The organism is Streptomyces sp. NPDC088794 (assembly GCF_044750545.1).
In the GTDB taxonomy this organism is placed as follows: domain Bacteria; phylum Actinomycetota; class Actinomycetes; order Streptomycetales; family Streptomycetaceae; genus Streptomyces.
Genome location: NZ_JBIVKB010000015.1, coordinates 229,433 through 254,731 on the forward strand (window position 1 = coordinate 229,433; position 25,299 = coordinate 254,731).

At 71.3% G+C, this 25,299-nt stretch carries 31 protein-coding genes; 14 read left to right on the forward strand and 17 right to left on the reverse strand.

Translation table 11 applies throughout. The features are described from left to right. Positions 1-66: 66 nt before the first annotated feature. The 3 genes from ACIP6U_RS35695 to ACIP6U_RS35705 are packed head-to-tail and all read right to left on the reverse strand — an operon-like array spanning position 67 to position 1,953. On the reverse strand, positions 67-1,083 hold the full coding sequence (locus ACIP6U_RS35695; protein WP_401726547.1) for an iron-containing redox enzyme family protein: 1,017 nt from the start codon (positions 1,081-1,083) through the stop codon (positions 67-69). After that, positions 1,080-1,292 carry a CDGSH iron-sulfur domain-containing protein gene (locus ACIP6U_RS35700; protein WP_401726549.1) on the reverse strand — a complete coding sequence of 71 codons (213 nt, stop codon included), beginning with the start codon at positions 1,290-1,292 and terminating at the stop codon, positions 1,080-1,082. Before ACIP6U_RS35700 ends, ACIP6U_RS35695 begins: the two co-directional genes overlap by 4 nt. Then, the gene (locus tag ACIP6U_RS35705) at positions 1,273-1,953 is read right to left on the reverse strand and encodes a HemK2/MTQ2 family protein methyltransferase (protein WP_401726756.1); all 681 of its coding nucleotides are present in this window, start codon (positions 1,951-1,953) and stop codon (positions 1,273-1,275) included. Before ACIP6U_RS35705 ends, ACIP6U_RS35700 begins: the two co-directional genes overlap by 20 nt. 293 nt (positions 1,954-2,246) lie before the next feature. On the opposite strand from ACIP6U_RS35705, the gene ACIP6U_RS35710 reads away from it, so the two are divergent. The 3 genes from ACIP6U_RS35710 to ACIP6U_RS35720 all read left to right on the forward strand — a co-directional run bounded on the left by ACIP6U_RS35710 (position 2,247) and on the right by ACIP6U_RS35720 (position 3,556). Further along, on the forward strand, positions 2,247-2,735 hold the full coding sequence (locus ACIP6U_RS35710; RefSeq protein WP_401726551.1) for a flavin reductase family protein: 489 nt from the start codon (positions 2,247-2,249) through the stop codon (positions 2,733-2,735). 82 nt (positions 2,736-2,817) lie between these two features. Beyond that, positions 2,818-3,384, forward strand: a complete 567-nt coding sequence (locus ACIP6U_RS35715) for a type 1 glutamine amidotransferase domain-containing protein (protein WP_401726553.1) — start codon at positions 2,818-2,820, stop codon at positions 3,382-3,384. 43 nt (positions 3,385-3,427) lie between these two features. Beyond that, positions 3,428-3,556: an LPFR motif small protein gene (locus ACIP6U_RS35720; protein ID WP_401726555.1), complete on the forward strand. Its 129-nt coding sequence runs from the start codon at positions 3,428-3,430 to the stop codon at positions 3,554-3,556. Between the two features lie 40 nt (positions 3,557-3,596). On the opposite strand, the gene ACIP6U_RS35725 is transcribed toward ACIP6U_RS35720, so the two are convergent. Next, positions 3,597-4,268, reverse strand: coding sequence for an alpha/beta hydrolase (locus ACIP6U_RS35725; RefSeq protein WP_401726557.1), 672 nt, complete (start codon positions 4,266-4,268; stop codon positions 3,597-3,599). Positions 4,269-4,519: 251 nt separating this feature from the next. Here ACIP6U_RS35725 and ACIP6U_RS35730 point away from each other — a divergent pair, with 251 nt between their 5' ends. Both ACIP6U_RS35730 and ACIP6U_RS35735 read left to right on the forward strand, forming a co-directional pair. Next, positions 4,520-5,104 carry a sigma-70 family RNA polymerase sigma factor gene (locus ACIP6U_RS35730; RefSeq protein ID WP_401726559.1) on the forward strand — a complete coding sequence of 195 codons (585 nt, stop codon included), beginning with the start codon at positions 4,520-4,522 and terminating at the stop codon, positions 5,102-5,104. Continuing rightward, the gene (locus tag ACIP6U_RS35735) at positions 5,101-5,853 is read left to right on the forward strand and encodes an anti-sigma factor domain-containing protein (protein WP_401726561.1); all 753 of its coding nucleotides are present in this window, start codon (positions 5,101-5,103) and stop codon (positions 5,851-5,853) included. Before ACIP6U_RS35730 ends, ACIP6U_RS35735 begins: the two co-directional genes overlap by 4 nt. A gap of 60 nt (positions 5,854-5,913) precedes the next feature. Here ACIP6U_RS35735 and ACIP6U_RS35740 read toward each other — a convergent pair whose 3' ends face one another. The 8 genes from ACIP6U_RS35740 to ACIP6U_RS35775 form a co-directional block, all read right to left on the reverse strand. After that, positions 5,914-6,711: a DUF1295 domain-containing protein gene (locus ACIP6U_RS35740; protein WP_401726563.1), complete on the reverse strand. Its 798-nt coding sequence runs from the start codon at positions 6,709-6,711 to the stop codon at positions 5,914-5,916. Further along, a complete protein-coding gene (locus ACIP6U_RS35745; RefSeq protein WP_401726565.1) occupies positions 6,708-8,048 on the reverse strand; it encodes a class I SAM-dependent methyltransferase in 1,341 nt (446 codons plus the stop codon). The genes ACIP6U_RS35740 and ACIP6U_RS35745 overlap by 4 nt, the downstream gene beginning before the upstream one ends. Beyond that, a complete protein-coding gene (locus tag ACIP6U_RS35750) occupies positions 8,045-9,331 on the reverse strand; it encodes a class I SAM-dependent methyltransferase (RefSeq protein ID WP_401726567.1) in 1,287 nt (428 codons plus the stop codon). The genes ACIP6U_RS35745 and ACIP6U_RS35750 overlap by 4 nt, the downstream gene beginning before the upstream one ends. After that, a complete protein-coding gene (locus tag ACIP6U_RS35755; RefSeq protein WP_401726569.1) occupies positions 9,328-10,059 on the reverse strand; it encodes a DUF1365 domain-containing protein in 732 nt (243 codons plus the stop codon). The genes ACIP6U_RS35750 and ACIP6U_RS35755 overlap by 4 nt, the downstream gene beginning before the upstream one ends. After that, positions 10,056-11,417, reverse strand: a complete 1,362-nt coding sequence (locus ACIP6U_RS35760) for an NAD(P)/FAD-dependent oxidoreductase (RefSeq protein WP_401726571.1) — start codon at positions 11,415-11,417, stop codon at positions 10,056-10,058. The genes ACIP6U_RS35755 and ACIP6U_RS35760 overlap by 4 nt, the downstream gene beginning before the upstream one ends. Before the next feature lie 204 nt (positions 11,418-11,621). Beyond that, positions 11,622-11,969 (reverse strand): hypothetical protein, encoded by a 348-nt coding sequence (locus ACIP6U_RS35765; protein WP_401726573.1) that lies wholly within the window; start codon positions 11,967-11,969, stop codon positions 11,622-11,624. Continuing rightward, complete coding sequence (locus tag ACIP6U_RS35770; protein WP_401726575.1) at positions 11,966-12,652, reverse strand: Asp23/Gls24 family envelope stress response protein; 687 nt, start codon at positions 12,650-12,652, stop codon at positions 11,966-11,968. Before ACIP6U_RS35770 ends, ACIP6U_RS35765 begins: the two co-directional genes overlap by 4 nt. Further along, the gene (locus tag ACIP6U_RS35775; RefSeq protein WP_401726577.1) at positions 12,649-13,233 is read right to left on the reverse strand and encodes an RNA polymerase sigma factor; all 585 of its coding nucleotides are present in this window, start codon (positions 13,231-13,233) and stop codon (positions 12,649-12,651) included. The genes ACIP6U_RS35770 and ACIP6U_RS35775 overlap by 4 nt, the downstream gene beginning before the upstream one ends. A 318-nt stretch (positions 13,234-13,551) precedes the next feature. Between ACIP6U_RS35775 and ACIP6U_RS35780 the strand changes: the two genes are divergently transcribed. The 8 genes from ACIP6U_RS35780 to ACIP6U_RS35815 all read left to right on the forward strand — a co-directional run bounded on the left by ACIP6U_RS35780 (position 13,552) and on the right by ACIP6U_RS35815 (position 20,617). Continuing rightward, a complete protein-coding gene (locus ACIP6U_RS35780) occupies positions 13,552-15,183 on the forward strand; it encodes a sulfite oxidase (RefSeq protein WP_401726579.1) in 1,632 nt (543 codons plus the stop codon). A gap of 102 nt (positions 15,184-15,285) precedes the next feature. Beyond that, positions 15,286-15,948 carry a fasciclin domain-containing protein gene (locus ACIP6U_RS35785; protein WP_401726580.1) on the forward strand — a complete coding sequence of 221 codons (663 nt, stop codon included), beginning with the start codon at positions 15,286-15,288 and terminating at the stop codon, positions 15,946-15,948. Positions 15,949-16,053: 105 nt separating this feature from the next. Then, complete coding sequence (locus tag ACIP6U_RS35790; RefSeq protein ID WP_401726582.1) at positions 16,054-16,554, forward strand: Asp23/Gls24 family envelope stress response protein; 501 nt, start codon at positions 16,054-16,056, stop codon at positions 16,552-16,554. Positions 16,555-16,604: 50 nt separating this feature from the next. Next, positions 16,605-16,790, forward strand: coding sequence for a hypothetical protein (locus tag ACIP6U_RS35795; RefSeq protein ID WP_401726766.1), 186 nt, complete (start codon positions 16,605-16,607; stop codon positions 16,788-16,790). Next, positions 16,787-17,785, forward strand: a complete 999-nt coding sequence (locus tag ACIP6U_RS35800) for a DUF6286 domain-containing Asp23/Gls24 family envelope stress response protein (RefSeq protein WP_401726584.1) — start codon at positions 16,787-16,789, stop codon at positions 17,783-17,785. Before ACIP6U_RS35795 ends, ACIP6U_RS35800 begins: the two co-directional genes overlap by 4 nt. Continuing rightward, on the forward strand, positions 17,785-18,366 hold the full coding sequence (locus ACIP6U_RS35805) for a hypothetical protein (RefSeq protein WP_401726586.1): 582 nt from the start codon (positions 17,785-17,787) through the stop codon (positions 18,364-18,366). The genes ACIP6U_RS35800 and ACIP6U_RS35805 overlap by 1 nt, the downstream gene beginning before the upstream one ends. A gap of 189 nt (positions 18,367-18,555) precedes the next feature. Continuing rightward, positions 18,556-19,452, forward strand: coding sequence for a S1 family peptidase (locus ACIP6U_RS35810; protein ID WP_401726588.1), 897 nt, complete (start codon positions 18,556-18,558; stop codon positions 19,450-19,452). Positions 19,453-19,600: 148 nt separating this feature from the next. Then, positions 19,601-20,617, forward strand: coding sequence for a DNA-directed RNA polymerase subunit alpha (locus ACIP6U_RS35815; RefSeq protein WP_401726590.1), 1,017 nt, complete (start codon positions 19,601-19,603; stop codon positions 20,615-20,617). A gap of 380 nt (positions 20,618-20,997) precedes the next feature. Here the strand turns inward: ACIP6U_RS35815 and ACIP6U_RS35820 are convergent, their stop codons facing one another. The 5 genes from ACIP6U_RS35820 to ACIP6U_RS35840 all read right to left on the reverse strand — a co-directional run bounded on the left by ACIP6U_RS35820 (position 20,998) and on the right by ACIP6U_RS35840 (position 23,479). Beyond that, positions 20,998-21,444, reverse strand: coding sequence for an ATP-binding protein (locus ACIP6U_RS35820; RefSeq protein ID WP_401726592.1), 447 nt, complete (start codon positions 21,442-21,444; stop codon positions 20,998-21,000). Between the two features lie 30 nt (positions 21,445-21,474). After that, complete coding sequence (locus ACIP6U_RS35825) at positions 21,475-21,621, reverse strand: hypothetical protein (protein WP_401726593.1); 147 nt, start codon at positions 21,619-21,621, stop codon at positions 21,475-21,477. Positions 21,622-21,744: 123 nt separating this feature from the next. Continuing rightward, entirely contained in the window at positions 21,745-21,927 is a 183-nt protein-coding gene (locus ACIP6U_RS35830) for a hypothetical protein (protein ID WP_401726595.1), read from the reverse strand. Between the two features lie 101 nt (positions 21,928-22,028). Then, the gene (locus ACIP6U_RS35835; protein ID WP_401726596.1) at positions 22,029-23,036 is read right to left on the reverse strand and encodes a zinc-dependent alcohol dehydrogenase family protein; all 1,008 of its coding nucleotides are present in this window, start codon (positions 23,034-23,036) and stop codon (positions 22,029-22,031) included. A 113-nt stretch (positions 23,037-23,149) separates the two neighbouring features. Next, on the reverse strand, positions 23,150-23,479 hold the full coding sequence (locus ACIP6U_RS35840) for an ArsR/SmtB family transcription factor (protein WP_401726597.1): 330 nt from the start codon (positions 23,477-23,479) through the stop codon (positions 23,150-23,152). A gap of 534 nt (positions 23,480-24,013) precedes the next feature. Between ACIP6U_RS35840 and ACIP6U_RS35845 the strand changes: the two genes are divergently transcribed. Further along, positions 24,014-25,237 carry a phosphatidylserine/phosphatidylglycerophosphate/cardiolipin synthase family protein gene (locus tag ACIP6U_RS35845; protein ID WP_401726599.1) on the forward strand — a complete coding sequence of 408 codons (1,224 nt, stop codon included), beginning with the start codon at positions 24,014-24,016 and terminating at the stop codon, positions 25,235-25,237. Positions 25,238-25,299: the final 62 nt, after the last annotated feature.

Consider the following 25,299-nt stretch of genomic DNA (forward strand, 5'->3'; position numbering starts at 1 on the left):
CCGGCCGCGGCGATGACCGTCGCGTCGCCGCCGACGCGGACAGAAGAATGTCAGTCGGTCAGCCGGTCACAGCGGTGTGCGCAGTGAGGTGCGGCCGTTCCGCCAGGCGGTGAGCAGATGGTCGCCGAGCCTGTTCTCCGTCCATTCGGTGGCGTCGACGCCGAACGCGATGTCCGCGTCAAGACCCGGCTCCGCCTCGAGAAGGCCGCCGACGACATCCCGGCGGACGATCTGCTCGTGGACCGCGTCGGCCTCGACGTGCTCGGCGTAGAAGTGGACGGCGGCAGGGCCCGCGCCGACCCGGCGCAGTCCGTGGGCGAGGCGTCGTGAGCCGGGCGACGAGGTCGTCTCCACGGCCGCGAAGTGGCCCACCAACGCACCGCGCAACGCACGGTGCAGTCCGAACAGGGACATGAGATTGACGCTCGCCAGCATCTCCGCGCCGGCCGTGTCGGCATAGCGTCCGTATGCGGTGTCCAGATCGAGGTCGGCCATCAGGTCGGCGAACAGCCGGGCGTGGATGCGCTCGGCCCGTCCGGCGCCGAACTCGTCGTACTCCACGGCGACCATCGCGGCCTTCGCGCGTCCCGTCAGCCGTGGGATGACCCAGGCGTGCGGGTCGGCTTCCTTCAAGTGGTAGAGAGAGCGCTGGGCCGCGTACTCGCGAAACTGCCACAACTCCCCTTGTTCAGCGAGGAAGTGGGAGGGACCGGCGCCGTCGACGGGTTCCACGAGAAGGTCCGCGAGCGCCTCTTCCGCTGTTCTCGGCGGGCCGACGTCGGCCCGGAGCGCGGACAGGAAGCGGTGCTCCATCTCCGCCCGCAGACGCAGCAGACCGGGGTCCCACTCCCACTCGGCGTCGACGCCGGCGAAACCTCGGTAGTGCAGTTCGTAGCAGAGGTAGAGCGCCAGTTGGAGGTCGTCCCCGTAGGGGTCGGCGTGCGCCGCCGTCACCCGCTGCGGCAGCGGCGTGCCGACGGGACGGGTCAGGGACTGGCGGACCGTACGGGAGAGTTCGCCTCTGCTGCGCGGCAGCGCGGGGCCGGTGGTGTGGTAGCGGGCGGCCGGGGCGGTGATGGTCATGCGGTGCGCCTCTTGTGTCGGGAGCGGTGGCTGGTGTCGCACCAGGGGTAGGAGCGGCTGCGCCGGCAGACGCAGAGCGCGACGACGAACCGGTCCGAGCGTGCGGTGCTCCCGTCGTCGAGCACGACCTCGACCGGTCCTTCAACGAGGATCGGCCCGTCGTCGGTGAAGCTGACGCGGTGCGCCCGCTCAGTGGATTCGTTCGGCACGGATGATCACCAGCTCTTCCTTCTCCTCGTCGGCGTCGACGAGCCCCTGCTCGCGCAGCCATGCCTCACGTGAGCGCAGTACGGGACCGAACGGCACCAGCCGGCGGTCGCTCACCCGCGCCTGGAGCCCGGACCGCTCCAGGGCGGCCAGGGTCGGTGCGATGCCGGACAGGGCGGAGTGCACGAGCAGCAGTACGCCGCCGGGTCGCAGCGAGGTGTGCGCGCGGCGACAGATCCGGTCCAGCAGGAGGCGTCCGTCGACACCCGCGTCCCACGCCACCGCGGCGCGACGGCGGCTCGGGAGGGCCCCGGGCGCCGGGACGTAGGGCGGATTGCTCACGACGAGGTCGAAGCGGCGGCCGACGACGGGCCCGAACAGGTCCCCGCGGAGCACCTCGACGGGCAGCCGGGCGAGCCGGGCGTTGAGCCGGGTGGCCAGGACCGCCCGGTAGGTCCTGTCGACGGCGGTGACACGGGCACCCCGCCGGGCCGCGGCCAGGGCGAGGGCACCGGCACCGGTTCCCACGTCGAGGACGGCGGCGCCCGCCGGCACGTACTCCCGGTCCAGGGCCCGGACCATCAGGTCGGTGTCGTGCTGGGGGGCGTACACCCGCCACGGGGCCAGTACCGAGCCGCCCTCGCTGTCGTCCCGCGTCGTCATGTCGAGCACACGTGCACCTCGTAGCCCGCGCCCCGAGCGTGTCACCGGACGCACCCGACGGGTGGCTCAATGCGAGGGGCGCCTCACGGACGAACCTCGTAGGGCCCACCCGACCAATGCGTCACCGCTCCGAGTGCCCGGCACAACGGGCCTCACACGGCACAGCGGACACTTCTACGATCATGCGGGCGCCCGCACCCGTACATCGACCGGGCGCGTCGCGAGCGAACCAGGGCACGGGTCTGTTGAACGCTGACCCGACATCCGATGTCCTGAGCCGGGAGCCAAGCACCGTGACCGATCTCGATCCCTTCACCGATCTGCTCGACTATCCGATGTACGTCGTGACCGCCGAGGCCGACGGGGAGCGAGCCGGCTGTCTGGTCGGATTCGCCTCGCAGTGCTCGATCGAGCCCGCCCGCTTCATGGTCTGGCTGTCCAAGGCCAACCGGACGTACCGGGTGGCCGAGCGTGCCGAACGACTCGCGGTCCACGTTCTCCGCCGCGACCAGGGCCGGCTGGCCCGGCTCTTCGGCGGCGAGACCGGCGACGACACCGACAAGTTCGCCCGCGTCCCATGGCATCGGGGGCCGGGCGGATCACCGGTCCTCGACGAGGCCCCTGCCTGGTTCGTCGGTCACGTGGAGCACCGGATCGACGGCGGTGACCACGTCGGTTTCCTGCTCGCTCCGGAGGCGACGGAAGGCTTCGCGGGCGACCGCACCCCTTTGTTCACGCTCGGCGACACCCATGGCATCACGCCGGGCCACCCGGCGAACTGAGCACCACGTATGACTCGCGCCGTTCTGAGCACTCGGGGGTGGGGACAACCGTCCCACTTTGATCCACGAAGGGAGGCGCACCATGGCTGACAGGCCCCTCAACGGCCACCGCGTCCTGATGCTCGTCACCAACTACGGGGTCGAGCAGGACGAACTCCTGGTCCCGCTCAAGCGGCTGCGGCAGGACGGTGCGGACGTCACCGTCGCCGCCGCGACGGCGGACCCGGTCCAGACGCTGGTGGGAGACAAGGACCCCGGCGAGACCGTGTCGCCCGACGCCACCTTCGACGTGGTGGATCCCGGCGACCACCAGCTCCTGCTGCTCCCGGGCGGCACCCTCAACGCCGACCAGCTCCGCCTGGACGACAAGGCCCTCACCATCGTGAAGGCGTTCGCCGGCTCGGGCCGTCCGATCGCCGCCATCTGCCACGGCCCCTGGGCCCTGGTGGAGGCGGACGTCGTCCGGGGCAGGACGCTGACGTCCTACGCCTCGCTGCGCACCGACATCCGCAACGCCGGAGCCGCGTCCTGGGTCGACGAGCCCGTGGTCAGCGACACCTCGGGCGACTTCACCCTCGTCACCTCCCGCACGCCCAAGGACCTCGACGCCTTCCTCGACGCGATCGACAAGGCCCTCGTCGGTTCCTGACGCCCGTCCCGAACATTCCAGAACTCGAAGATCGGAACTCTCCATGTTCAAGGCCATAGCCGACGTGCTGCGCTCGATCGGCGGCGCGATCGCCACCGTCGTCACCCTGCCCTTCCGCGCCCTCGCCCGACTCTTCGGCGGCGCCTCCGACAGCGCGCACGGCCGTCACTGAGAACACCGACGCGTGCAGGGGCGCGGCCTCGGGGTGACGCTCAGGCGGCGCCGCCTTCCGCCAGGAAGGCGGCGACGGTCGCGGCGGCCCTGCGATGCCAGTCGCCGCTGTGGCGGAGCATGGCATGGTCGCCGCCCGGCATCAGTACGGCGTCGGCGCGGGCGGCCTGCGCGCGGGCCCGGTGCACGAAGGACACCGAGGCCTGCGGGTCGGTGACCCGGTCGCGGTCGCCATGGAGGACGACGACGTCCTTGTCCAGCAGGTGTGCCACCGGCTCGCCGTCGGGGCACCACGGTGCCAGCGCCAGGACGGCACGGACCTGGTGCGCGGCCGCGGCACGCAGGGCCGCGCGGCCGCCCATCGAGTGGCCCACGAGAACGGTCGGGAGGTCGCCGTGGCGTCGGGAGAGCTCAGCGAGCGCGCGCCGGGTGTCGTGCAGGGGGTCGGCGTCGGCGCCGTTCCATCCGCGCACGCGGTAACGGACCGCGCCGAGCAGCACGTCGTCGGGTGTCGCCGCGGCGACCGCCCGCACGAAGGGCCGCATCCGTACGGCCGCCGGGTGCCACGGCCGCGACGGCGCCCGGCTGTTCTCCATGCCGCCGTGCAGGAACAGCACCGCGGCCCGGGGCGCGCGCGGGACGCGGCGCGTCACCAGCGCGGGCGGGAACGTGTCCGCCGTCTCGCCGACGGATGCGTGCTCGTGCCCTGCCATCTGTGCTCCTCGTCCGCCGTACGCTCGCGTCGCCTAGATCGCCGACGACATCGCCGACCTCGTCTGTTACCCCATCGGTGATTCGTCGCCGCCCGCTCGCCGGTTTGGTCGATCGTGGGACGTATGGTCCGTTCTCCGCCCCTCTGGCCGCGCCGTCCGGCGCCACCTGCGATTTCATCACCGCGAGGCCAATCCGCGGGCTCCGCGGCTTCGGATTACGCCCGGAAATGTCTCTACCCCGGAGGACCCCCGTGAAAGAAGCCGTGCATATCGGCAGAAATCCATCGACGGAGCCGGATCTGCAGGAGCTGGTGGGCCGCGTGGCACTCGGAGACGAACAGGCTTTCGCTTCTGTGTACGACACCGTCGCGAGCCCGGTCCTCGGTGTCGTCCGGGCCGTGCTGCGCGATCAGGCACAGTCCGAGGAGGTGACCCAGGAGGTCCTGGTGGAGGTGTGGCGCACCGCGCCGCGCTACCGCGAGGACCGCGGGACGGCCATCAACTGGATCCTCACCCTCGCCCACCGGCGGGCCGTCGACCGGGTCCGCTCGGTGGAGGCCGCGGCCGCCAGGGATCACAAGGCCGCGCTGCTGGACCGGACGCCCGAGTACGACGAGGTGACCGAACAGGTGGAGGCGCGGTTGGAGCGGGAGCAGGTGCGCCGTTGTCTGCGCACGCTGACCGAGATCCAGCGGCAGTCCGTCACACTCGCCTACTACCGCGGGCTCACCTACCGCCAGGTGGCGGAGGCCCTCGCGGTGCCGCTGGGCACCGTCAAGACCCGCCTGCGCGACGGTCTCATCCGGCTGCGCGACTGCCTGGGGGTGACCGCGTGATCACCGCCGATCTGCACCGGATGACCGGTGCCTACGCCCTGCACGCCCTGCCCGACGACGAGCGCGAGGCGTTCGAGCGGCACCTCGCGGACTGCGAACCGTGCACCCAGGAGGCGGCCGAACTGACCGCCACCGCGGCCCGCCTGGGCCTCGCCGTCTCCGCCGCGCCCCGCCGGGAGATGCGGCAGGAGGTGCTGCACCGGATCACCGGCGTCCGGCAGGAATCCCCCGGCGGTCCGGCACCCACCCGTTCCGGCCGTACCGCCCTGCGCGCGCGGCTGCTGTCCAGGTGGGCGCTGGCCGCGTGCCTCGCCGGAGCCGCCGCGCTCGGCGGAACGACGATCTGGCAGCACCAACGGGCCGAGGACGCGGCGAGCCAGGCCCGCCGGGCCGAGCAGCGCACGGACGAGATCGCCGCCGTGCTGGCCGCGCCGGACGCCAGGGCCCGCGTCGCGTCGCTGGGTGGCGGTGCCACCGGGAGTGTCGTGGTCTCCCGCAGTCAGGACAGGGCCGTGTTCGTCGTCTCCAAGATGGCGCATCCGGCCGACGGCAAGGTGTACCAGCTGTGGTTCAACGACGACGGCGCCATGCGGTCCGCCGGTCTGATGGACCCCGGCCGCAGCGACCAGACCGTGCTCCTGCGAGGTGCCGTCGACGGAGCCTCGGGCGTGGGCGTCACGGTCGAACCGGCGGGCGGCTCGAAGCAGCCCACGACCACGCCGGTCGCCCTGCTGGCATTCCCCGCTTGAGGAACAGCACGACGACCGGCGTGAGAAGACCTGGTCCCGTCCCCTCGGCGGGACCAGGCGTCATTTGGGCGGCCTCGGAAAGAAGCCGCTGGTGCGGGCCATGTACGCGGCGTATCCCGGGCGTTCGGCCATGTGCCGCTCCAACAGGCGCTTCCCGCTGCCCCAGATGAGCAGGTAGCTCATGACCAACGGCGACACGACCGTCGCCACGGCGGCCCCGGCCGCATCGCAGGCGATCAGGTACAGCCCCCACCAGACGCAGAAGTCACCGAAGTAGTTGGGGTGCCGGGTCCAACTCCACAGCCCCGTGTCCATGATCCGGCCGCGCCGGCCCGGATCCCTTCTGAACCGGGCGAGTTGGGCGTCCCCGACAGCTTCGAAGCCCACCCCGAACACCACCAGGACCGCGCCGACCACCGCGAACGCCGACATCGGAACGGACACGTACTGCGCGGCCTGGACCGGCAGCGACACCAGCCACACCAGCGCGCCCTGGACGAGATAGACCATGCGCAGCGCGTACAGGTTCCGGCTGCCCGGAGCCTTGGCCAATAACTGCTCGTAGCGCGGGTCCTCCCCGTGCCCGCGCCCGCGCCGGGCGATGTGCAGCGCCAGCCGCAGTCCCCACAGCGCCGTCAGTACGGTGACCAGGTACCGGCGCCCCGGATCCCCACTGCCGGCCGAGGCCAGGCAACTCACCACGGCGACCGCGGTGAAGGCGACTCCCCAAGCCACGTCGACGATCCGGTGCAGCCCACGGCGTACGGCTACCGCGAACGTGACCAGCATGACGGCGAGCGAGGCCGCCGCGGCCCAGCCCAGATTGGCCGCGAAGGCATTCCAGTCGAGTCCGCTCACAGCCGGTCCAGCCCTTCGTACCAGTCCCGGGGTGTCGCGGGCATTCCGGCGGCCCCGCCGACGGCCGGCCGCACACCAAGGATCTGGTCGACGCCCATCCGTCGCTCCTCGAACGCCAGGGCTCCGCCCACCAGATACAGCCGCCACACCCGGGCCGTCTCCTCGCCGACGAGCCGGACGACGTCGTCCCACCGCTCCTCCAGCGTGCGGTGCCAGGCGGCGACCGTACGCACATAGTGCTCGCGCAACGACTCCACCGAGCGCACCTCCAATCCGGCCCCCTCCAGCAGGGCGACCGTGCTGCCGAGTGGGCGCATGTGCATGTCGGGGGCGATGTACGCCTCGATGAACGCGCCGCCGCCGGGCGCCTTCGTCCCGCGTGACATCTGCTGCACGAACACCCGGCCCAACGGGCGCACCAGCCGGTGGAGGGCGGCGGCGAAGGCCGGGTACTCGGCGTCGCCGACGTGTTCGCCCATCTCGACGGTGGATACGGCGTCGTAGTCGCCGCCGGTGATGTCCCGGTAGTCCTGGCACACCACCTCCACGCGGTGGGTCAGACCCCGCTCGCGCACCTGCTCCCGTACGTGGGCGGCCTGCTCCTCGGCCAGGGTGACGGCGGTGACCTGTGCCTGGTGCCGTTCCGCCGCGTACAGGGTGAGGGAGCCCCAGCCGCAGCCGATGTCGAGCAGCCTGGCGCCTGGGACGAGGTCCAACTTGCGGCAGATCAGCTCCAGTTTGGCGTGCTGGGCGTCGGCCGGGGTGAAGTCCGGCTCGTCGCTCACCCAGTAGCCGCACGAGTAGGCCATGGTCTCGTCGAGGAGCAGGCCGTAGAAGTCGTTGGAGAGGTCGTAGTGGTGGCTGATGGCGGCCCGGTCCCGGGCCTTGCTGTGCAGACCGCCACGGAGTCGCGCCTGCGAGGCGGGGGCGGGCGGCCGGGGTCCTGCCGCGCCGAGGCGTACGGCGGTCCCGGTGGCGCGGGCCAGGTCCGCGAGCCCGAGCCTTGCTCTGTGCGGACGTTCACGCGCTGCGGCCCACATCGTGCGCAGTCCCTCTGCCAGGTCTCCCTCGACGTCGATCTCGCCGGTGATGTACGCCTGGGCCAGGCCCAGTTCGCCGGGCTGCCACAGCAGGCGGCGCAGGGCGCGGCGGGAACGGATCACGACGACGGGTCCTTCGGGCGGGCCCGCCTCGCTGCCGTCCCAGGCGCGCAGGCGCAGCGGGAGCGGGCCGCCGAGCGCGGATTCCACCAGCGCGGCGAGGCGTTGGGCGGCACCGGGCCCGGTGGTGCGAGTCGTGGGGGTGGTCGGGGTGGGGGTGGTCGGGGTGGCGCTCATCGGGCCGGGTTCTCCTTGGTGAGCAGGTACTGCTGCACGTCGAGGTATCCGGCGCGGAAGCCGGCTTCGGAGTAGGCGAGGTAGAGGGTCCACATGCGGCGGAAGACGTCGTCGAAGCCGAGGGCGGCGACCTCGTCGGCGCGTTCGGTGAAGCGTTCGCGCCACAGCCGCAGGGTCTCGGCGTAGTGCGCGCCGTAGCCGTCCCTGCGAGCGATCCGCAGGTCCGTGTGGTCGCGCACGGTCTCGGCCACCGCCTCGACGGAGGGCAGCAGACCGCCGGGGAAGATGTACTTCTGGATCCAGGTGAAGGTGTTCCTGCTGGCCAGCATCCGCTCGTGCGGCATGGTGATGGCCTGGAGGACCGCGCGGCCGCCGGGTGCCAGGCGGGCTTCGAGGGTGCGGAAGTACTCGGGCCAGTACTCGGCGCCGACGGCCTCGATCATCTCCACGCTGACGACGGCGTCGTACGTGCCACCGGCCTCGCGGTAGTCGCACAGATCGATGCGGACACGGTCGGCGAGGCCGGCCTCGGCGACTCTTCGCAGGGCGAGGTCGCGCTGTTCGTGAGAAAGGGTGAGCGAGGTGACGTGGGCGCCGCGTGCGGCGGCGCGGAGGGCGAGTTCGCCCCAACCGGTGCCGATCTCGAGCAGTCGGGTGCCCTCGCCGACGTCGGCGAGGTCCAACAGGCGGTCGATCTTGCGGTGTTGGGCGGCGACGAGCAGGGACCGGTCCGCGGGGAGGGCGCGGAAGAGGGCGGCGGAGTAGGTGAGGGTGTCGTCGAGGAAGAGGGCGAAGAGGTCGTTGGACAGGTCGTAGTGGCGGCTGATGTTGGCGCGGGCGCCGGCGGGTGTGTTGCGCTGGGTGCGCGGTCGCCGCAACGCCCATAGCGCGCGCAGCCGTTGGAGCGGGGCCGGGATCAGTTCGGCCGCGTTGGCGGCGAGCACGGTCAGGACGGCCACCAGGTCGGGGGCGTCCCACTCCCCCGCCATGTAGGACTCGCCGAAGCCGATGAGCCCCTGCGCGCCGATGCGACGGTGGAACGCCTTCGAGTCGTGGATGTCCAGCACCGGGCCGCCCAGGCCGGCCGTGGTGCCGTCGGGGAACCGCACGCGCAGCGGCAGGCGTTCGAAGGTGCGGCGCAGTACGGCCGCGGTGACGGCTGTGGTGACGGCGGAGGCCTTCGCGGGTGCGGCCACGTCGGGCCAGCGCACGGCGTCGACACCGGCGGTCGGGGACGGCGGGGCCAACTGCCGTGCGGTGGAACGGGGTTCGGCGGTCCTCATGCAGCGTTCTCCGGGTCGTGGTGGGCGGGACGGGGTTGGACGGGCAGTCGGCGCAGGTAGAGACGGATGCCGTGGACGCGGATGGCGATGGACACCGCGAGGGTCGACCACGGGTGGCGCAGGGCGAGTCGCAGCAGCGCGCCGGGGGTTACGTCATGACGCGTGCCCCGGACGGTCGCGGTGAAGGGCCTGCCGCCCGCGCGCTCCAACTGCACGGTGACATCGAGTCGTTCACCGGGGCTCGGCAGCCGCATGCGGTAGCGGCCGTCGACGGGGAAGAACGGCGAGACGTAGAACTCCTTGTCGACGCGCGCCCTTCCGGCCTCGTCCGGGAACAGCAGATAGCTGTGCCGACCGCCGTAGGTGTTGTGGACCTCGGCGACCACGCAGCGTGGGGAGCCGTCAGGATCGTGGCACCAGTAGAGGGTCAGCGGATTGAACACGTAGCCGAACACGCGCGCGTGGGTCAGCATCACGACCGGCCCGCCCGCCAGGTCCACACCGTGCGCGGCGAGGAAGGCGTCGAGTCCGGCGCGGACGGACACGTGGTCCCCGCGGAAGTGGTCGCGTGCGTCGAAGCGCGCCAACGGACGCAGCCCGCGCGGGAGTTCGGGCGGACGGTCGGGGTCGATCAGCCACATGTACGTGCGGTGGCGCAGCCCGTGCCGGACGGGCGAGGTCCGTACGTGACTGATCGCGCAGCGGTAGAGGGCCGGCGCCGTCGTCACCAGCGCACCCCCAGGGCCGCGGCGGCCAGGGCCCCGGAACGGCAGCCGTCCTCGTGGAAACCCCAGCCGTGGTAGGCGCCGGCGTAGGCGGTCACGGCGGTGTTCAGCTCGGGCAGCCGCCGCTGCGCGGCGACCGACTCCGGGGTGTAGACGGGGTGTTCGTACTCCATCCGGGCCAGCACCCGCCGCGGGTCCACGCGGTCCTGGCCGTTCAGCGTGACGACGTACGTCTCGGGCGCGTCGAGGCGCTGGAGCCGGTTCATGTCGTAACTGACCTGCACCTGGCCGGAGTCGGCGACACAGTCCGGCATGAGGTAGTTCCACGAGGCACGGGCGCCCCGGGCGCGGGGCAGCGGGCCCGGATCGGTGTGCAGGAGCGTGGGGTTGCGGGAGTAGCGGAAGGCGCCGAGGACGTCCTTCTCCAACGGGGTGGCGTCCGCGAGCAGTCGGAGTGCCTGGTCCGGGTGGGTGGCGACGACCACGGAGTCGTACGACCGTGCGGAGCCGTCGTGGGTGACGACGTCGACGCCGTCGGACGTGCGGCGAAGGGCACGGACCGGGGCCGTGACCCGCACCGAGTCCAGGCGCTCGGCGACGCGGTCGACGTAGGTGCCCGAACCGCCGGTGACGGTGCGCCAGGTCGGTGAGCCGGTCACCGCGAGCAGTCCGTGGTGCTCCAGGAAGCGGAACAGGTAGACGGCCGGGTAGCGCTGAGCGGTGACGGCGTCGCAGGACCACACCGCCGAGACGAGCGGGGTCATGAAGTGGGCGCGGAAATAGGCGGAACAGCCCTCCCGGTCGAGGAACTCGCCCAGGGTGAGCGTGCTTTCGGGCTCCTGTGCCAGGGTGCGGCGCGCCGCTCGGTGGAAGCGGGGCACCTCGGTGAGCATGCGCAGGTACGCGCCGCGCAGTGCGGCGCGCGGCTGGGCGAACAGGCCCTTGAGGCCGCGGGCACCGGCGTATTCGAGGCCGCATCCCTCGCACCGCACCGACATGCTCATCTCCGACTCCTGCGTGGCGACGCCGAGTTCGTCGAAGAGGCGCAGCAGGTGCGGGTAGGTGCGGCGGTTGTGCACGATGAAGCCCGAGTCGACGCGCCGGGTCACTCCGTCGGCGCCCGTCAGTTCGTGGGTGTGGGCGTGCCCGCCGAGCCGGTCGTCGGCCTCGTACAGGGTGACGTGGTGGGCGCGGCTCAGCACGTACGCGGCGGTCAGCCCGGCCACGCCGGCGCCCACGACGGCCGTGTGCCGCCGCCCGCGCTCGGCACCTCCCCCGGCTGCTGTCTGCCGCCCACGCTCCGCACCACCCCCGGCCGTCTCCTGCCGCCCGTGCGGGCCGCTCCCCGGTTCGCGTGACATCGGTACTCCTCCCGGTCGCGAACTCTGATCTCGCGCGTAATCCGAGGCCGGGGAGAGCGCGGATTGGCCGGGGGCAGATCTTCTTGCGATCCGGGCGATCCGGGCGGGAGATCTGTCGCGATCCGGACAGGGCATCGGTCCGGTAGCTCGACGAGATCCGGTCCCGCCCGGACGGCGGGGTCCGGTCCTGCCCGGACGGCGGGGTCAGACCAGGCCGGTGACGATCACCGTGACCTGCGCCGACGTCGGGTCCGCGGGGAAGAGCCGCGCCACGCGCTCCTCGACAGTGCCCCGGACGGCGCGGGCGACGTCCACGCTGCGCGCGTGCCGGAGTGCGACCAGGTGGATCTCGACGCGCCAGAACTCGGCGCCGTCGGGCCTGCTCACCCGCACCCCGGACGGCGGAGCGGAACGCGTGCTCCCGTTCGTCCGGGACAGCGCGGCGCGCAGCCTGCTCGTGAGCCCCGGCCGGAGAAAGGCCACACCCGGGACGGCCTCGACAGCCCGGGCGATCTCCTCGGCGAGCGTGGCGTGTGCGGTGTGCTGTGTCATCGGGCACGGCCTTCCTGGCTGTCGGCCGGGGTGTCGACGAGGTCGGTGACGCGGATGTCCACGGCGGCCGTGGGCATGCCCAGCTCACGGTCCGCCGCTTCCCGTACCCGTACGCGCACCAGCTCGGCGAGGTCGGGGAGGAAGGCGTCGACCGGGGCGTGGATGTCGAGGCGGACCTCGACCACAAGGGCCTCGACCGCACCGGCTTCAACCGCACCGCCCTCGACCGCGCCGCCTTCTCCCGCGCCGCCTTCTCCCGCGCCGCCTTCGACCGCGGGCAGCAGCCGACAGGAGCCCGCCCGGACGCCCGGCACACTCTCGGCCGCGGCACGCAGGCTCCGCGCGGCGACCGCTTCCATGATCCAGAGATCCTCGTCGGGCTCCCCCAGCGGCAGCGGCCGGCCGGGGCGCAGTTCGAGGCGTACGACGTCCATGACCCGCTGCGTCAGCGAGGTCACCTCGGTGGCGGACGGGTCAGCGGAGTCGTCGCGCAGGTCGCGTACGGCGGTTTCCAGCTGGTCGAGATCCCGCACGGCCTCCTGGCAGTACGGGCAGGTCAGCGGATGCGGGTCGGCCGCCTGCCGCTCCCAGATGTCCCAGACCTGGGAGAGCAGCCGTCCGCACGCCAGCCGCTCGTCCTCGCTGCCGGGTCCGTGGTCGGTCGGGTCGGTGTGGGCGGTCATCGCCAGGCCCCCATTGCTTGTGTCAGGCAGCGGCGTGCGCGGAAGACGCGGGCACGGACGGCGTCTTGGCTGATACCGACCACCTCCGCGATGTGTTCGTAGGACTGGCCGTCCAATTCTCTCAACACCCAACAGGCACGCTGTTCGGCGGACAACAGGTCGAGGGCCTCGCGCAGTTCACGGACCGCGTCGCGGCCCTCGGTGATCCGGGCCGGAGAGGTGGCGTGCTCGGCCGCGGGCAGGTCTGCCGCCGCGTCCAGCGGCGCCACGGGTCTGCGGGCCCGCAGCACGTTCAGACAGCGGTTGGTGACGATGCGGTACATCCAGGTGCCGAAGGAGGCGTGCCCGTGGAACTCCGGCAGTCTCCGCCAAGCGCTCAGGAAGGCGTCCTGCACGGCGTCCTCGGCCTCGGGACGGGTGCCCAGCAGGCGGGTGGCCAGCCGGATCAGCGTCGTCGCGTGGCGCTGGACGAGCACGGCGAAGGCGTCCTCGTCCCCTTCCGCGGCCCGGACCGCCAGCAGGGCGTCGTCCGTCTCGCCCCCGGTGTCCGGTGGTGCGGTCTGTGTGTGGGCGCCCGCCACTGGGCGGCTCCTCTCGTCCGGTCTCTGAAGGGTTGGACACCGCTGCGCCGAGTCTGTGACGCACCACTTTCCGAAGCGGGCACCGTACTGATGCCCCCGACCGACAGGAACCCTGCCTCGATTTCCTGAGGGCAATCCCGGTTTCCGCTCGCGCGGCGAAAAAACGAATCCGATGCCGCTGGTATCCGTGGGTATCGGCAGCGTTGTATCCGCAGCGTTCTATCCGTAGCCGGAGCGGGTGCGGATTGGTCCGGAAAAAAGGTTCACTCGATCGGGAGATCGACCAATCCGCCGGGCTTTCCGAACCGGATTCCCACCGTGACCGACCACGAGCAGCACCTTCGACAGCGCCTCGGCTCGACGCGTCTGAACTTGACGCGCCTGACCCTGGGTGCGGTCAGCGGCCTGCTGGCCGGATTCGCGTCGCTCGCGGTCGCTGAGCTGGTGTCGGCGGCCGTGCGGCCGCAGGCCGGTCCGATCGTGGCGGTCGGCGGCGCGGCGATCGACCGGACGCCGGCGGCCGTGAAGGACTGGGCGATCAGGCATTTCGGCACCAATGACAAGCTGTTTCTCCAGCTCGGAATTCTCGCGGTACTGGCTCTTTTCGCGCTGTTCCTGGGATGTGTCGCCCTGCGATTTCGACGCGCGGGAGCGGCCGGTGTCCTGCTTTTCGGAGCGGTCGGAGCGGTCGCGGCAACCAGCCGACCGGATTCGACCGGCCTCTCCGACGCACTGCCCTCCGTGGCGGGCGCGTTGGTGGGAGCGGCGGTTCTGTACGTCCTGGTGGGCCGCCTCACGCCTCGGGCCCCGGCAACCGAACCGGCCGCGAGCCCGCCCGAGACCCCACCGCCCGGCGCCGGCTGGGACCGCCGTGGCTTCGTGCTCGCGGCGACCGCCGCCGCGGCCGCGTCCGCCGGAGCGGGCGCGCTGGGCCGGACGCTGAACGGTTCCAGCGGCCGGGACGCGGTCGCCTCACGCAACGACCTCACCCTGCCCCGGCCCGCCTCTGCCGCCCCCGCCGTGCCCAAGGGCGCGCAGTTGCGGATCCCCGGGGTCAGTCCCTTCACCACGCCGAACGGCGACTTCTACCGCGTCGACACCGCGCTGGTGGTCCCCAAGGTCGATGCGACGACCTGGAAGCTGCGCATCCACGGCACGGGCGTACGCCGTCCGCTCACGCTCACCTTCGACGATCTGCTGCGGCGCGAGCTGATCGAGCGGGACATCACACTCACCTGCGTGTCGAACGAGGTCGGCGGCCCCTACGTCGGCAACGCCCGCTGGATCGGCGTACGCCTGGCGGATCTGCTGGCCGAGTGCGGCGTACGGCCACCCTCCAAGGGCGGTCCCGCCGACCAGTTGGTGGCCCGCTCGGTGGACGGCATGACGATCGGCAGCCCGGTCGACGACGTCATGGACGGCCGCGACGCACTGCTCGCCATCGGCATGAACGGCGAACCGCTGCCCTTCACGCACGGCTTCCCGGTCCGCATGGTGGTGCCCGGCCTCTACGGCTTCGTCTCCGCCTGCAAGTGGATCAAGGACATCGAGCTCACCACGTTCGACTCCTACGACCCGTACTGGGTCAAGCGCGGCTGGGCACGCAGGGCGCCGATCAAGACCGAGTCGCGCATCGACACCCCCAAGCCGTTCGCCCGGCCCAAGACGGGCACGGTCATGGTCGCCGGGGTCGCCTGGGCCCAGCACCGCGGCATCGACAAGGTCGAGGTCCGTGTGGACGACGGCCCCTGGCAGCGGGCCCGGCTCGCCGCCGAGGACACCCGCGACACCTGGCGCCAGTGGTCCCTGCCCTGGCAGGCCACCAAGGGCGGCCACACCCTCACCGTGCGCGCCACCGACCGGACCGGCGAGCTCCAGACGGAGAAACGCACGCACACCATCCCCGACGGCGCGAGCGGCTGGCACTCCGTGGTCGTCACGGTCGACTGACCCCCTAGCCACCTTCCCCAACCCCATGTGAGGGCAGCTCAGGCTGCCTCGACCAAGCCTCGGCCAACCCTCTATCAACACCCGATCAACAGGAGAAACGTCATGAACACCCGTATCCGTCGTACCGCCGTCGTTCTCGCCGCAGCCGCCGTCCTCCCGTTCGCCCTCAGCGCCTGCGGCGACAGCGACAGCGACTCCGACTCAGCGAAGTCCGACACCTCCAGCAAGGCGTCGGCCCCCGCGTCCTCCTCCGACGACGACATGGCCGGTGCCGGCGCGACGACGTCCGACCAGCCCTTCGGTACGGCCTGTTCGGGCGTCCCTAAGAGCGGTGCGGGCTCCTTCGACGGCATGGCCAAGGACCCGGTCGCCACGGCCGCCTCCAATAACCCGGCCCTGTCCACCCTGGTCGCCGCGGTCAAGAAGGCCGGCCTGGTCGACACCCTCAACAACGCCGAGAACATCACCGTGTTCGCGCCGACCAACGACGCCTTCGCGAAGATCCCGAAGGCGACGCTGGACAAGGTCCTGGCCGACAAGGCGCAGCTGACGAAGATCCTCACCTACCACGTCGTCGGCCAGAAGCTCGCCCCCGCCGACCTGGCGAAGGGCTCCTTCGACACGTTGGAGAAGTCCAAGCTCACCACCGCCGGCTCCGGCGAGTCCTACACCGTCAACGACTCCGCCAAGGTCGTCTGCGGCAACGTCAAGACCGCCAACGCCAACGTCTACATCATCGACACCGTCCTGATGCCCACCAGCTGACGAGGCGCCGGAATTCCTTCCGGGTTTCGCGTCACAGACATCGCCGGGCCGGGTCTGACGGAGTGAGAGCAACTGTTGAGCCAGGCAGAGCAGAAGGGACGTGCCATGACCACGCAGACCGCACCGGCCGCCAAGGACGTGTCCATCCCCCGGACGGGCAGGGAGCCGCAGACGACGGCCGTGTCCGGCGGTGTCACCGGGGCCGACCAACCCGCCGCCGACCGCGGCCGGACGTCGATCGCCGACGTCGTCGTCGTGAAGGTGGCGGGCATCGCGGCCCGGGAGATCCCGGGCGTGTACGACATGGGCGGCGGGCTGTCGCGCACCATCGGCGCCGTACGCGACCGGGTGCCCGGTGGCCGGCCGAACGTGGGGCGTGGCGTCAAGGTCGAGGTCGGCGAACGCCAGACGGCCGTCGATCTCGACCTCGTAGTGGAGTACGGCGTGCCGATCGCGGACGTCGCCCGCGAGGTGCGGGAGAACGTCATCTCCGCGGTGGAGCGCGTCACCGGCCTCGATGTGGTGGAGGTCAACGTCACCGTCAACGACGTCCACCTGCCCGAGGACGACGGTGAGGCGCCGGGGTCGGACTCCCGGGTGGAGTGAGGAATGCGTCTCGTCTCCGGCTCCGGCAGCCTCGCTACAGGGAGTACACAGTGAACAGATCGATCGTGGGGATGGCCGCGGGAATGGCGCTGGCCTTCGCCGGCTTCTTCGGCGGCTTCGGGGCGTTCCTGCTGGTGGCCGCCCTGGGGGCGCTGGGGTGGGTGGTGGGACGCTGGTTCGACGGCGGGGGCCGCGTCCAGGATCTGCGGGACGCCTATGAGCGGAGCCGTCGATGACCACGCCGGCAGGGCGCGGCACAACGACCGTGTCGGACAAGGCGGTTCGCCGGATCGCCGAACGCGCCGCCGTCGAGGCGCTGCCGGACCGGGGAGCCTCGGCACCCAAGGGGGCCGTCTCGGTGCACGGACGCCGGGCCGACGTGGCCCTCGACGTGACGGTGTCCTATCCGCGGGCCCTGCCCGAGTCCGTGCGCCGACTCCAGGACCATGTCGCCTCCCGCACCGGGCAGTTGACCGGACTGGACGTCACGCGGCCCCGGATCGGCGTGACCGCGCTGTCGCCGTCGAAGGCGATCGACGCGACCGTGCGACGGGAAGAGCTTCCCGAGGCGTCGGCCGCTGTCCGCACCCCGCTGCGGTGGTGGTCGCAGCGACGACTGCCGATGGCATTGCTCACGTTGGTGATCGCCGTGGCCTTCGGCGCCCTGGCGTGCGACCTGATCCTGGTGCACACCGCGCACCGCCCGGCCGCCGACTGGCGCACCGGCGCCGTGCACTGGCTGTCGCACCACGGTCCAGGCGATACGGCCGTAGCCGTCGCCGCCGGTGGGATCGCCGTGCTCGGCGCGCTGATGGTCGTCCTGGCGCTCTCTCCGGGGCGGCGCGGCCTGCTCCCCATCGCCTCGGCACCACGCGTGCGCGCGGCGGTCGACCGCTCCGCGATCGCAGCCCTTGTCCGGGACGCGGTGGGTGCGACGGCGGGGATCGGCCGGGTGAGGGTTCGGGTGCGTCGTCGCCGGGTCGTCGTCCGGACCGCTCTGGCCTTCGGGGACCGGACGGCCGCACGGAACGAGGTGACGGCCGCCGCCCAAAGGGTCCTCGACGGCTGCGAGTTGGGTCGTACACCGCGATTGAGCGTCTCGGTCCGGCCCGAGGGCACCTGGGATCCGGAGCCGGAGGACCGGACCGGGACCGCGGGGCGTCCGCTGTCCACCGGGACCGCGGGCAGCGCCCCGGACCTGCCGAGAGTCCCGGAAGGAGCGAACCTCTGATGCGGCGCGCACGGACGGTTCTCAACCGCACTGTCCTCGCCCTCGTGGGCCTTCTCCTGTTCCTCGGCGGCGCGGGCCTGGCGGTCACCTCCACCGCGTGGGCGTCACGCCTGCCGACGTGGTGGCCCCAACTCGCCCCGCACGGCGTGTTCCTGGACTCCGGGGACCTCGCGGCGCTGCGTACGCACGGTTGGTGGACGCCCACGGTCATGGCGGCCTCGATCGCGGCGACCGTCCTGTTCGCCCTGTGGTGTGCCCGGCAACTGCGCGACGGCTCACGTCCGCTCGTGCCCCTGTCCACGCCGGGCAGCGCGCTGCGGACCCGGGCCCTCGAGGATGCCGTGACCTGGCAGGCCGTGGCGATCGACGGAGTGGGCGCCTGCCGCACCCGCGTACTCACCCGGAACAGGCACCTCGACGTGCGTATGCGCGTGTGGCTCCGGCCGGACGTCACGCCGACCGCCGTCATGCCCGCGCTCACCGCGCTCGCGGCCCGGACGGAGGCCACCATGCCCCCGTACACCCTCCGCACCCATGTTCGCTTCACCGCACGTGCGCACGGCAGCCCGAGGGTCCGCTGACCGCCGGTTCGAGTGGAGCCGTCCCGAGTCCGAGCCCCGGCCTCTCCGCCGGTCTCTTCGGCCGAAGTCGGCCTACCCCCGCCGGGTGTGGCTGGGCACACTGACCGCACCACAGCACGCAGGCGCAGCACGCCCGTTGATCCATCGGGCGTGCTCCTGCGCGTCCACCGACCTCGGGGAGACCGGCTGATGAGAGCACCCCGTACCACCATCGGGCGTTCACGACTGATCGCCTCGGTGTTGAGCCTGCTCGTCGTGACCGCCCTCGCGATGTCCGACGCCGGCGCGTCCGAGGCGCCGGCGGTCGGCGCCGTACCGTCCACCGCCGCGGTGACCGGCGCGACCTCTGCCGTCGAGTCCCTGGGGATCGCCGGAACGTCCTGGGCCGTCGACGCGGGCACCGGGAAGCTGCGGGTGCTCGCCGACGCCACGGTCTCGGACGCTGACCTGGTCAGACTGCGCGGGGCAGCCCGGCCGTTCGCGGGTGCCGTGTCCCTCGACCGGCTCGACGGCTCGCTGCGCACCCTCCTGTCGGGCGGCGACGGCATCTACTCGACCTCCTATCGCTGCTCGGCCGGGGTCAACGTACAGAGCGGCGCCACGTACTACTTCGTCACCGCCGGTCACTGCACCGAGAGCGTGTCCACCTGGTACGCCACGTCCGGTCTGACCACCACGATCGGGGCGACCGTCGTCACCAGCTTCCCCAGCGACGACTTCGGTGTCGTCCGGTACACCAACCCGGCCGTCCCCCACCCCGGCACCATCGGATCCGTCGACATCACCGGGACGGCGACCGCGTACCCCGGCCAGAGCGTCTGCCGTCGGGGAGCGGCCACCGGTGTCCGGTGCGGCGTGGTCGCCGCGCTGAACGCGAGCGTCAACTACGGGAACGGAGATGTCGTCCACGGCCTGATCCGGACGAATATCTGCGCCGAGCCGGGCGACAGCGGCGGACCGCTCTACGCCGGCGACAAGGTCATCGGCATCCTCTCCGGAGGATCCGGGGACTGCACCACGGGAGGGACCACGTATTACCAGCCGATCCAGGAGGTGCTGAACACCTACGGGCTGTCCGTCTACTGAGGTGTTCGTGGAGTGCCGGAAGGGGTCGAGGATACCGTCCTGACGCCGCGCCTCGGCGGTGGGACGCCGACGCACCCCTTTCGCACGTACCCTTCGTGGTGTCTACGGCGTCACATAGCGGGCGCCAAACCACTGGAGGCAACACCACGTGCTGATCGCTCAGCGTCCGTCCCTGACAGAAGAGGTCGTCGACGAGTTCCGCTCCCGGTTCGTGATCGAGCCGCTGGAGCCGGGCTTCGGCTACACCCTCGGCAACTCCCTGCGTCGTACGCTCCTCTCCTCGATCCCCGGTGCGGCTGTCACCAGCATCCGGATCGACGGTGTCCTGCACGAGTTCACCACCGTGCCGGGCGTCAAGGAGGACGTCACCGACCTGATCCTCAACATCAAGCAGCTGGTCGTCTCCTCGGAGCACGACGAGCCCGTCGTGATGTACCTGCGCAAGCAGGGTCCGGGTCTGGTCACCGCCGCCGACATCGCGCCCCCGGCCGGTGTCGAGGTGCACAACCCCGACCTCGTCCTGGCCACGCTCAACGGCAAGGGCAAGCTGGAGATGGAACTCACGGTCGAGCGCGGCCGCGGTTACGTCTCCGCCGTACAGAACAAGCAGGTGGGCCAGGAGATCGGCCGGATCCCGGTCGACTCCATCTACAGCCCCGTGCTGAAGGTCACATACAAGGTCGAGGCCACGCGTGTCGAGCAGCGGACCGACTTCGACAAGCTGATCGTCGACGTCGAGACCAAGCAGGCCATGCGTCCCCGTGACGCCATGGCGTCGGCCGGCAAGACCCTGGTGGAGCTGTTCGGTCTCGCCCGCGAGCTGAACATCGACGCCGAGGGCATCGACATGGGCCCGTCCCCGGTGGACGCCGCCCTTGCCGCCGACCTGGTCATGCCGATCGAGGAGCTCGACCTCACCGTCCGTTCCTACAACTGCCTCAAGCGCGAGGGCGTCCACTCCGTGGGCGAACTCGTGGCTCGTTCCGAGGCCGACCTGCTGGACATCCGCAACTTCGGTGCGAAGTCCATCGACGAGGTCAAGGCGAAGCTCGCCGGACTGGGTCTGGGTCTCAAGGACAGCCCGCCCGGATTCGACCCGACCGCCGCCGCGCTCGGTGCGGACAGCGACGCGGACGCGGGCTTCGTGGAGACCGAGCAGTACTGAAAGCCGCGCCGATCGTCGGTGGCCGAGGGCCACGCCGATCGTCGGTGACCGGGAACCCGCGTGGCGGCCGTCCAGAACCGGACGGCCGCCACGGGTTCTCGGCGCCCTTCCCGATGCCCAGACCTCAGGCGTCCTCACTTCTGAGCCGCCGTGTCAGGAGCCAGGCTCGGACGTCGAGTGCCTTCTCGATCTCCGGGTCCTGCGTGGCGTGGTCGTTCTCCACCTCCGCGATCTGACGGCGCAGGACGCGGACCAGCTGCGCGCCCTCCTCTCCGCGTCGCGCGGACCGCCCGACGGGAGTCGACCGCCCCGGTCGACTGGCCCGGAGGAAGCGGACTGCTGAGAGGCGGCGTCCGCACGGCGCGCGGCAACAAGATCTGTCAGTGCCGTGACGGCCCCGCCGCGTCCCCATCGGGCGTCGTGGCGTCGGGCACGCGGAAACACGCGCTGACCGACTTCCCGTGCGGACAGGAATGCACCTCCCACGTGTCGGCCACGGCGTCCACGAGGAGCATGCCGCGGCCGCCGAGGCTCTCCGTGTCGCCCTCCCGAGGAACGGGCAGGTCCCCGGACTTGTCGTGCACGGAGACATGCAGGCACTGGTCGTCACAGATCATCACGAGCTGGGCGCTGCTGTGGGCGTGCCTGTGGGCATTGGTCACCAGCTCGGACACGGCGAGCAGTACCGCGTCCACCGTCTGGGGCGCGGCGGTGGCCCACCCTCGCGCCTCCAGATGCGCCCGTGCCCAGTCACGGGCTGTCTTCACTTCGCTGTTCAAGGGCAGCGTGCGTGCCCAGCCCACTGCCCGGAGCGACGAGCCTTCCACGGCGTTCCTCCCTCGTTGCGACGAGTGCGGTCAGCGACGGGCGAAGAACTTTCCCAACAGGCGCCGGACTTGGGCCCGGCGACGCGGGTCGGCGGCGGCTCGACGCGCCTGTTCGGCCAGCCGTCGCCCCTGAGGGCTCGCGGCGAACTTCTTGATGCGTTCCGTCGCGCCTGCCATGACACTCCTTCTTCGAGACACCGTGCCGGACGTGCCTCGGGTACCCCCGAAAACCCAGAACACCGACTCAGCCCTGTGGCTGGCCCCTGCCTCCGGAAGGCGTCGGTCGACTCCTACGGGGCGTCAGGTCATCGGCTCCCGGGCCGGGACGAATGGCGTGCCCCCAGGAGGTCGCCGGCGGGCCGCCTGCGCGCTGCGGGAGACGTAGTTGTGAGTGACGCCCGCCGCCGTCAGCTTGCCGCCCAGTCCCGCACCGACGCAGACGCGCAGATCGTCCGCGACGCGGCGCACGTCGTGGAGCAGCATCGTGAACGCCGACGACTGCGCCGCTGTGACAGCGGGTTCGGTCCTGTCCTACGACCTCCCGAACAGGTCAGTTCGGGCGCGCTCCTGACGGTCGGTCCGGGTCACGCCGTCGTGTCGTCGTGGGTGACGGTGACGACGATCTTGCCGACATGGCCGCCCGCCGCCATGTACCGGTGGGCCTCGGCGATGTCCGTGAGGTCGAAGGTGCGGTCCACGACCGGGGTGAAGGAGCCCGAGGCGAGACCGGCGTTGACGAACGCGACCGCGCGACGCAGCCGCTCGGGGTCCTTGGTGATCTCGAAGAGGGTGTACGTGCTGCTGGTCAGCGCCGGGTACGAGTGCGCGTTGGGCAGCGGGGTGGTGCGCCGGTCGAGGGTGCCGTAGACGACCAGGAAACCGCCGGGGGCGATGCCCTGGGCGATGGTCTCGACGCCGGGCCCGGCGATCGGGTCGAAGGCCAGGCGGACGCCCTCGCCGTCGGTGATCTCCTTGATCCGGGCGGGCAGGTCCTCGTCGTCGGTGACCACGACATGGGCCGCGCCGGCGTCCAGGAGACGCTGCTTCTTGTCCGCGCCGCGCGTGGTGGCGATCGGGACCGCGCCGATGTGACGGGCGATCTGGAGGGCGGCCAGGCCGACACTGCTGGAGGCCGCCGTGATCAGGACGTGGTCACCGGGACGGACGCGACCGCTCTCGGCGAGGGGACCGTAGGCGGTGACGTAGGCCATCCACACGGCCGCCGCCCGGTCGGGGGCGAGGTTCGCTGCGCGCGGCACCAGGGCCGAGGCCGGAACGACGACGTGGTCGCCGTAGGTGCCGTACTCGCTCTGAAGGAACGACGGGACCACCGCGACCGGGTCGCCCTCGGCGAAACCGTCCACGCCCTCACCGGCCGCCTCGACCACGCCCGCGGCCTCGTAGCCGAGTGTGGCGGGGAAGACCGGCTGCTCGAAGTAGGTACCTTCGCGGAACATGATCTCGGCCCGGTTCAGGCCGATCGCGTCGACACGGATCCGCACCTCCCCAGCGCCGGGGGCGGCCGCTTCGACGTCGCGGAGGGTCAGGACCTCGGGGCCGCCGAGCCGGTCGAACTGTACGAGTTTCGCCATGGCGCATCCGTCCTGGGGCGGGAGTGAGGGAAGCGCACCGAGCCTGCCCGGTGCCGATGTTCACCCTGCCCCAAGGTTCGATGACGGTCAAACCTTGACGGCCATCGAAGTAATCACTCGGCGGAGGCGGCCATCACCGCCGACAGCAGGCCGGGGAACCGCTCCTCCATCTCGTCCGTGCGCAGCGTGTTCATCTTCGACGTCCCGATGTAGTACTGCCGGACCACGCCGGCCTCGCGCAGCACGTTGAAGTGGTGCGTGAGCGTCGAGGCCGACACCGGGGCGTCGAAGGTGCCGCAGCTCATGTCCTCACCGGCCCGAACCAATTGGGCCACCACCATGCGCCGCACCGGATCCACCAGCGCCTCCAGGAACTGCTTGAGCGAGACCTCCGACAGGTCGGGGTGCTCCACTGTCCGGACGGCGGTACGGGGGCGGGCCACGGTGACTCCTTGCGATGACGTCGATGCGCTCAAGCCATCGTACGACCGCCATCGAAAGAGACCCATCGGACCGTAACGACACCTGTCGGACCGCAAAGAGGCCCGTCGGAACGTGAGGCGTGCCCGGAACCGCGGTTCTCCATGTCCGTACATGATCTGGCCTGGCGCGATGCGCACCACCACTTCGTTGCTGCCGGCCTTCCGGCCCCAGGTCCTCGGTGCGTTATCCCGACATCGAGGCCGTGTCGGAGGAACTGCGGCCGCTTCGTACCACTGGTGGGCCGCCGGCTCGCGAGCCACTGTCGCGTCGCGGTCGGGAACGCCAAGGCCGTCCTCGCCCTCGGCTGAGTGGGCGGGCCGAAGGAGCTGCCCGTCCTTGGGCGCGATCACGGGCACGAGACGGGCGGGAAGGACAGGGAACACAGCCCGCGCCTCTTGGACCGCGGCCCGGGACGTACAGTCTGTTGGCTGCGCCCCGCGCCGGACCGGGCAGCGCGGCTCCATGTCCCCTGTGCGCGCCGGCCTGGTGATGCCATGACCACTACGCCGGACCGACCTGAGCTGAAGTCCTCCGCCACCGATCCGTCGGCAGCGGAGGAGAGCCAGGAACGCGCCACGCGGATACGCCGTCGGCTGGAGCGCCTGATCGGCATCGCCGCGACCGAGGGCAACGCACTCACCGTCTTGCGCAACGGTGATGAGATCTTCCCGGCGATGCTGGCCCGCATCCGCTCCGCCGAGCACACCGTGGACATGATGACCTTCGTGTACTGGAAGGGGGACATCGCCCGCGAGTTCGCGCAGGCACTGGCCGACCGGGCCCGCGCGGGGGTGCGGGTGCGGTTGCTGCTCGACGGGTTCGGCAGCCGGCTGATCGAGAAGGAGCTGCTGGCGGAGATGGAGCGGGCCGGAGTCCAAGTGGCCTGGTTCCGCAGGCCCTTGGCCCTCTCCCCGCTCAAGCAGAACCACCGTTGCCACCGCAAGGTCCTCGTGGTGGACGAGCAGGCGGCTTTCACCGGTGGGGTGGGCATCGCCCAGGAGTGGTGCGGCGACGCCCGTAACGAGCACGAGTGGCGCGACACCCACGTCGAGGTCCGTGGGCCGGCCGTGGACGGCGTCGCCGCCGCGTTCGCGCAGAACTGGGCCGAGTGTCACGACGAACTCTTCGACGACCGCGACCGGTTCATCTCCCACCGCCCGCAGGGGGACGCGGTGGTGCAGGTGGTGCGCGGGTCGGCCAGCTTCGGCTGGCAGGACATGCAGACCCTGCTCCGCGTCATGCTGGAATCGGCCGAGGACCGCTTCCGGCTGGCCACCGCCTACTTCTCCCCCGACATCTACTTCATCGACCTGCTGTGCGCGACCGCCCGGCGGGGCGTCGAGGTGGAGATCCTGCTGCCCGGCCCGCACACCGACAAGCGGGTCTGCCAGTTGGCCGGCCAGCACCACTACGAGGCTCTCATCGCCGCCGGCGTGAAGATCCTCCAGTACCAGCCGACGATGCTGCACGCCAAGATCATCACCGTCGACGGCGTCGCGGCCCTGATCGGCTCGTCCAACTTCAACCGCCGCTCCCTCGACCACGACGAGGAGATCATGCTGGCCGTCCTGGACCAGGAGTTCACGGCGACCCTCGACGGCCATTTCGACGAGGACGCAGAGTCCGCCACGCTGATCAAGGAAGGACGCTGGAAGCGTCGCTCCGTGCTCCAGCGGGCCCGAGAGGTCGCCGTCCTGCCCATCCGCCGTTTTCTGTAGCACGGGCCATTTCCCGGGAATCGATAAAGCATGCATTCGATTCTCGGTGCGTGATCATCTCT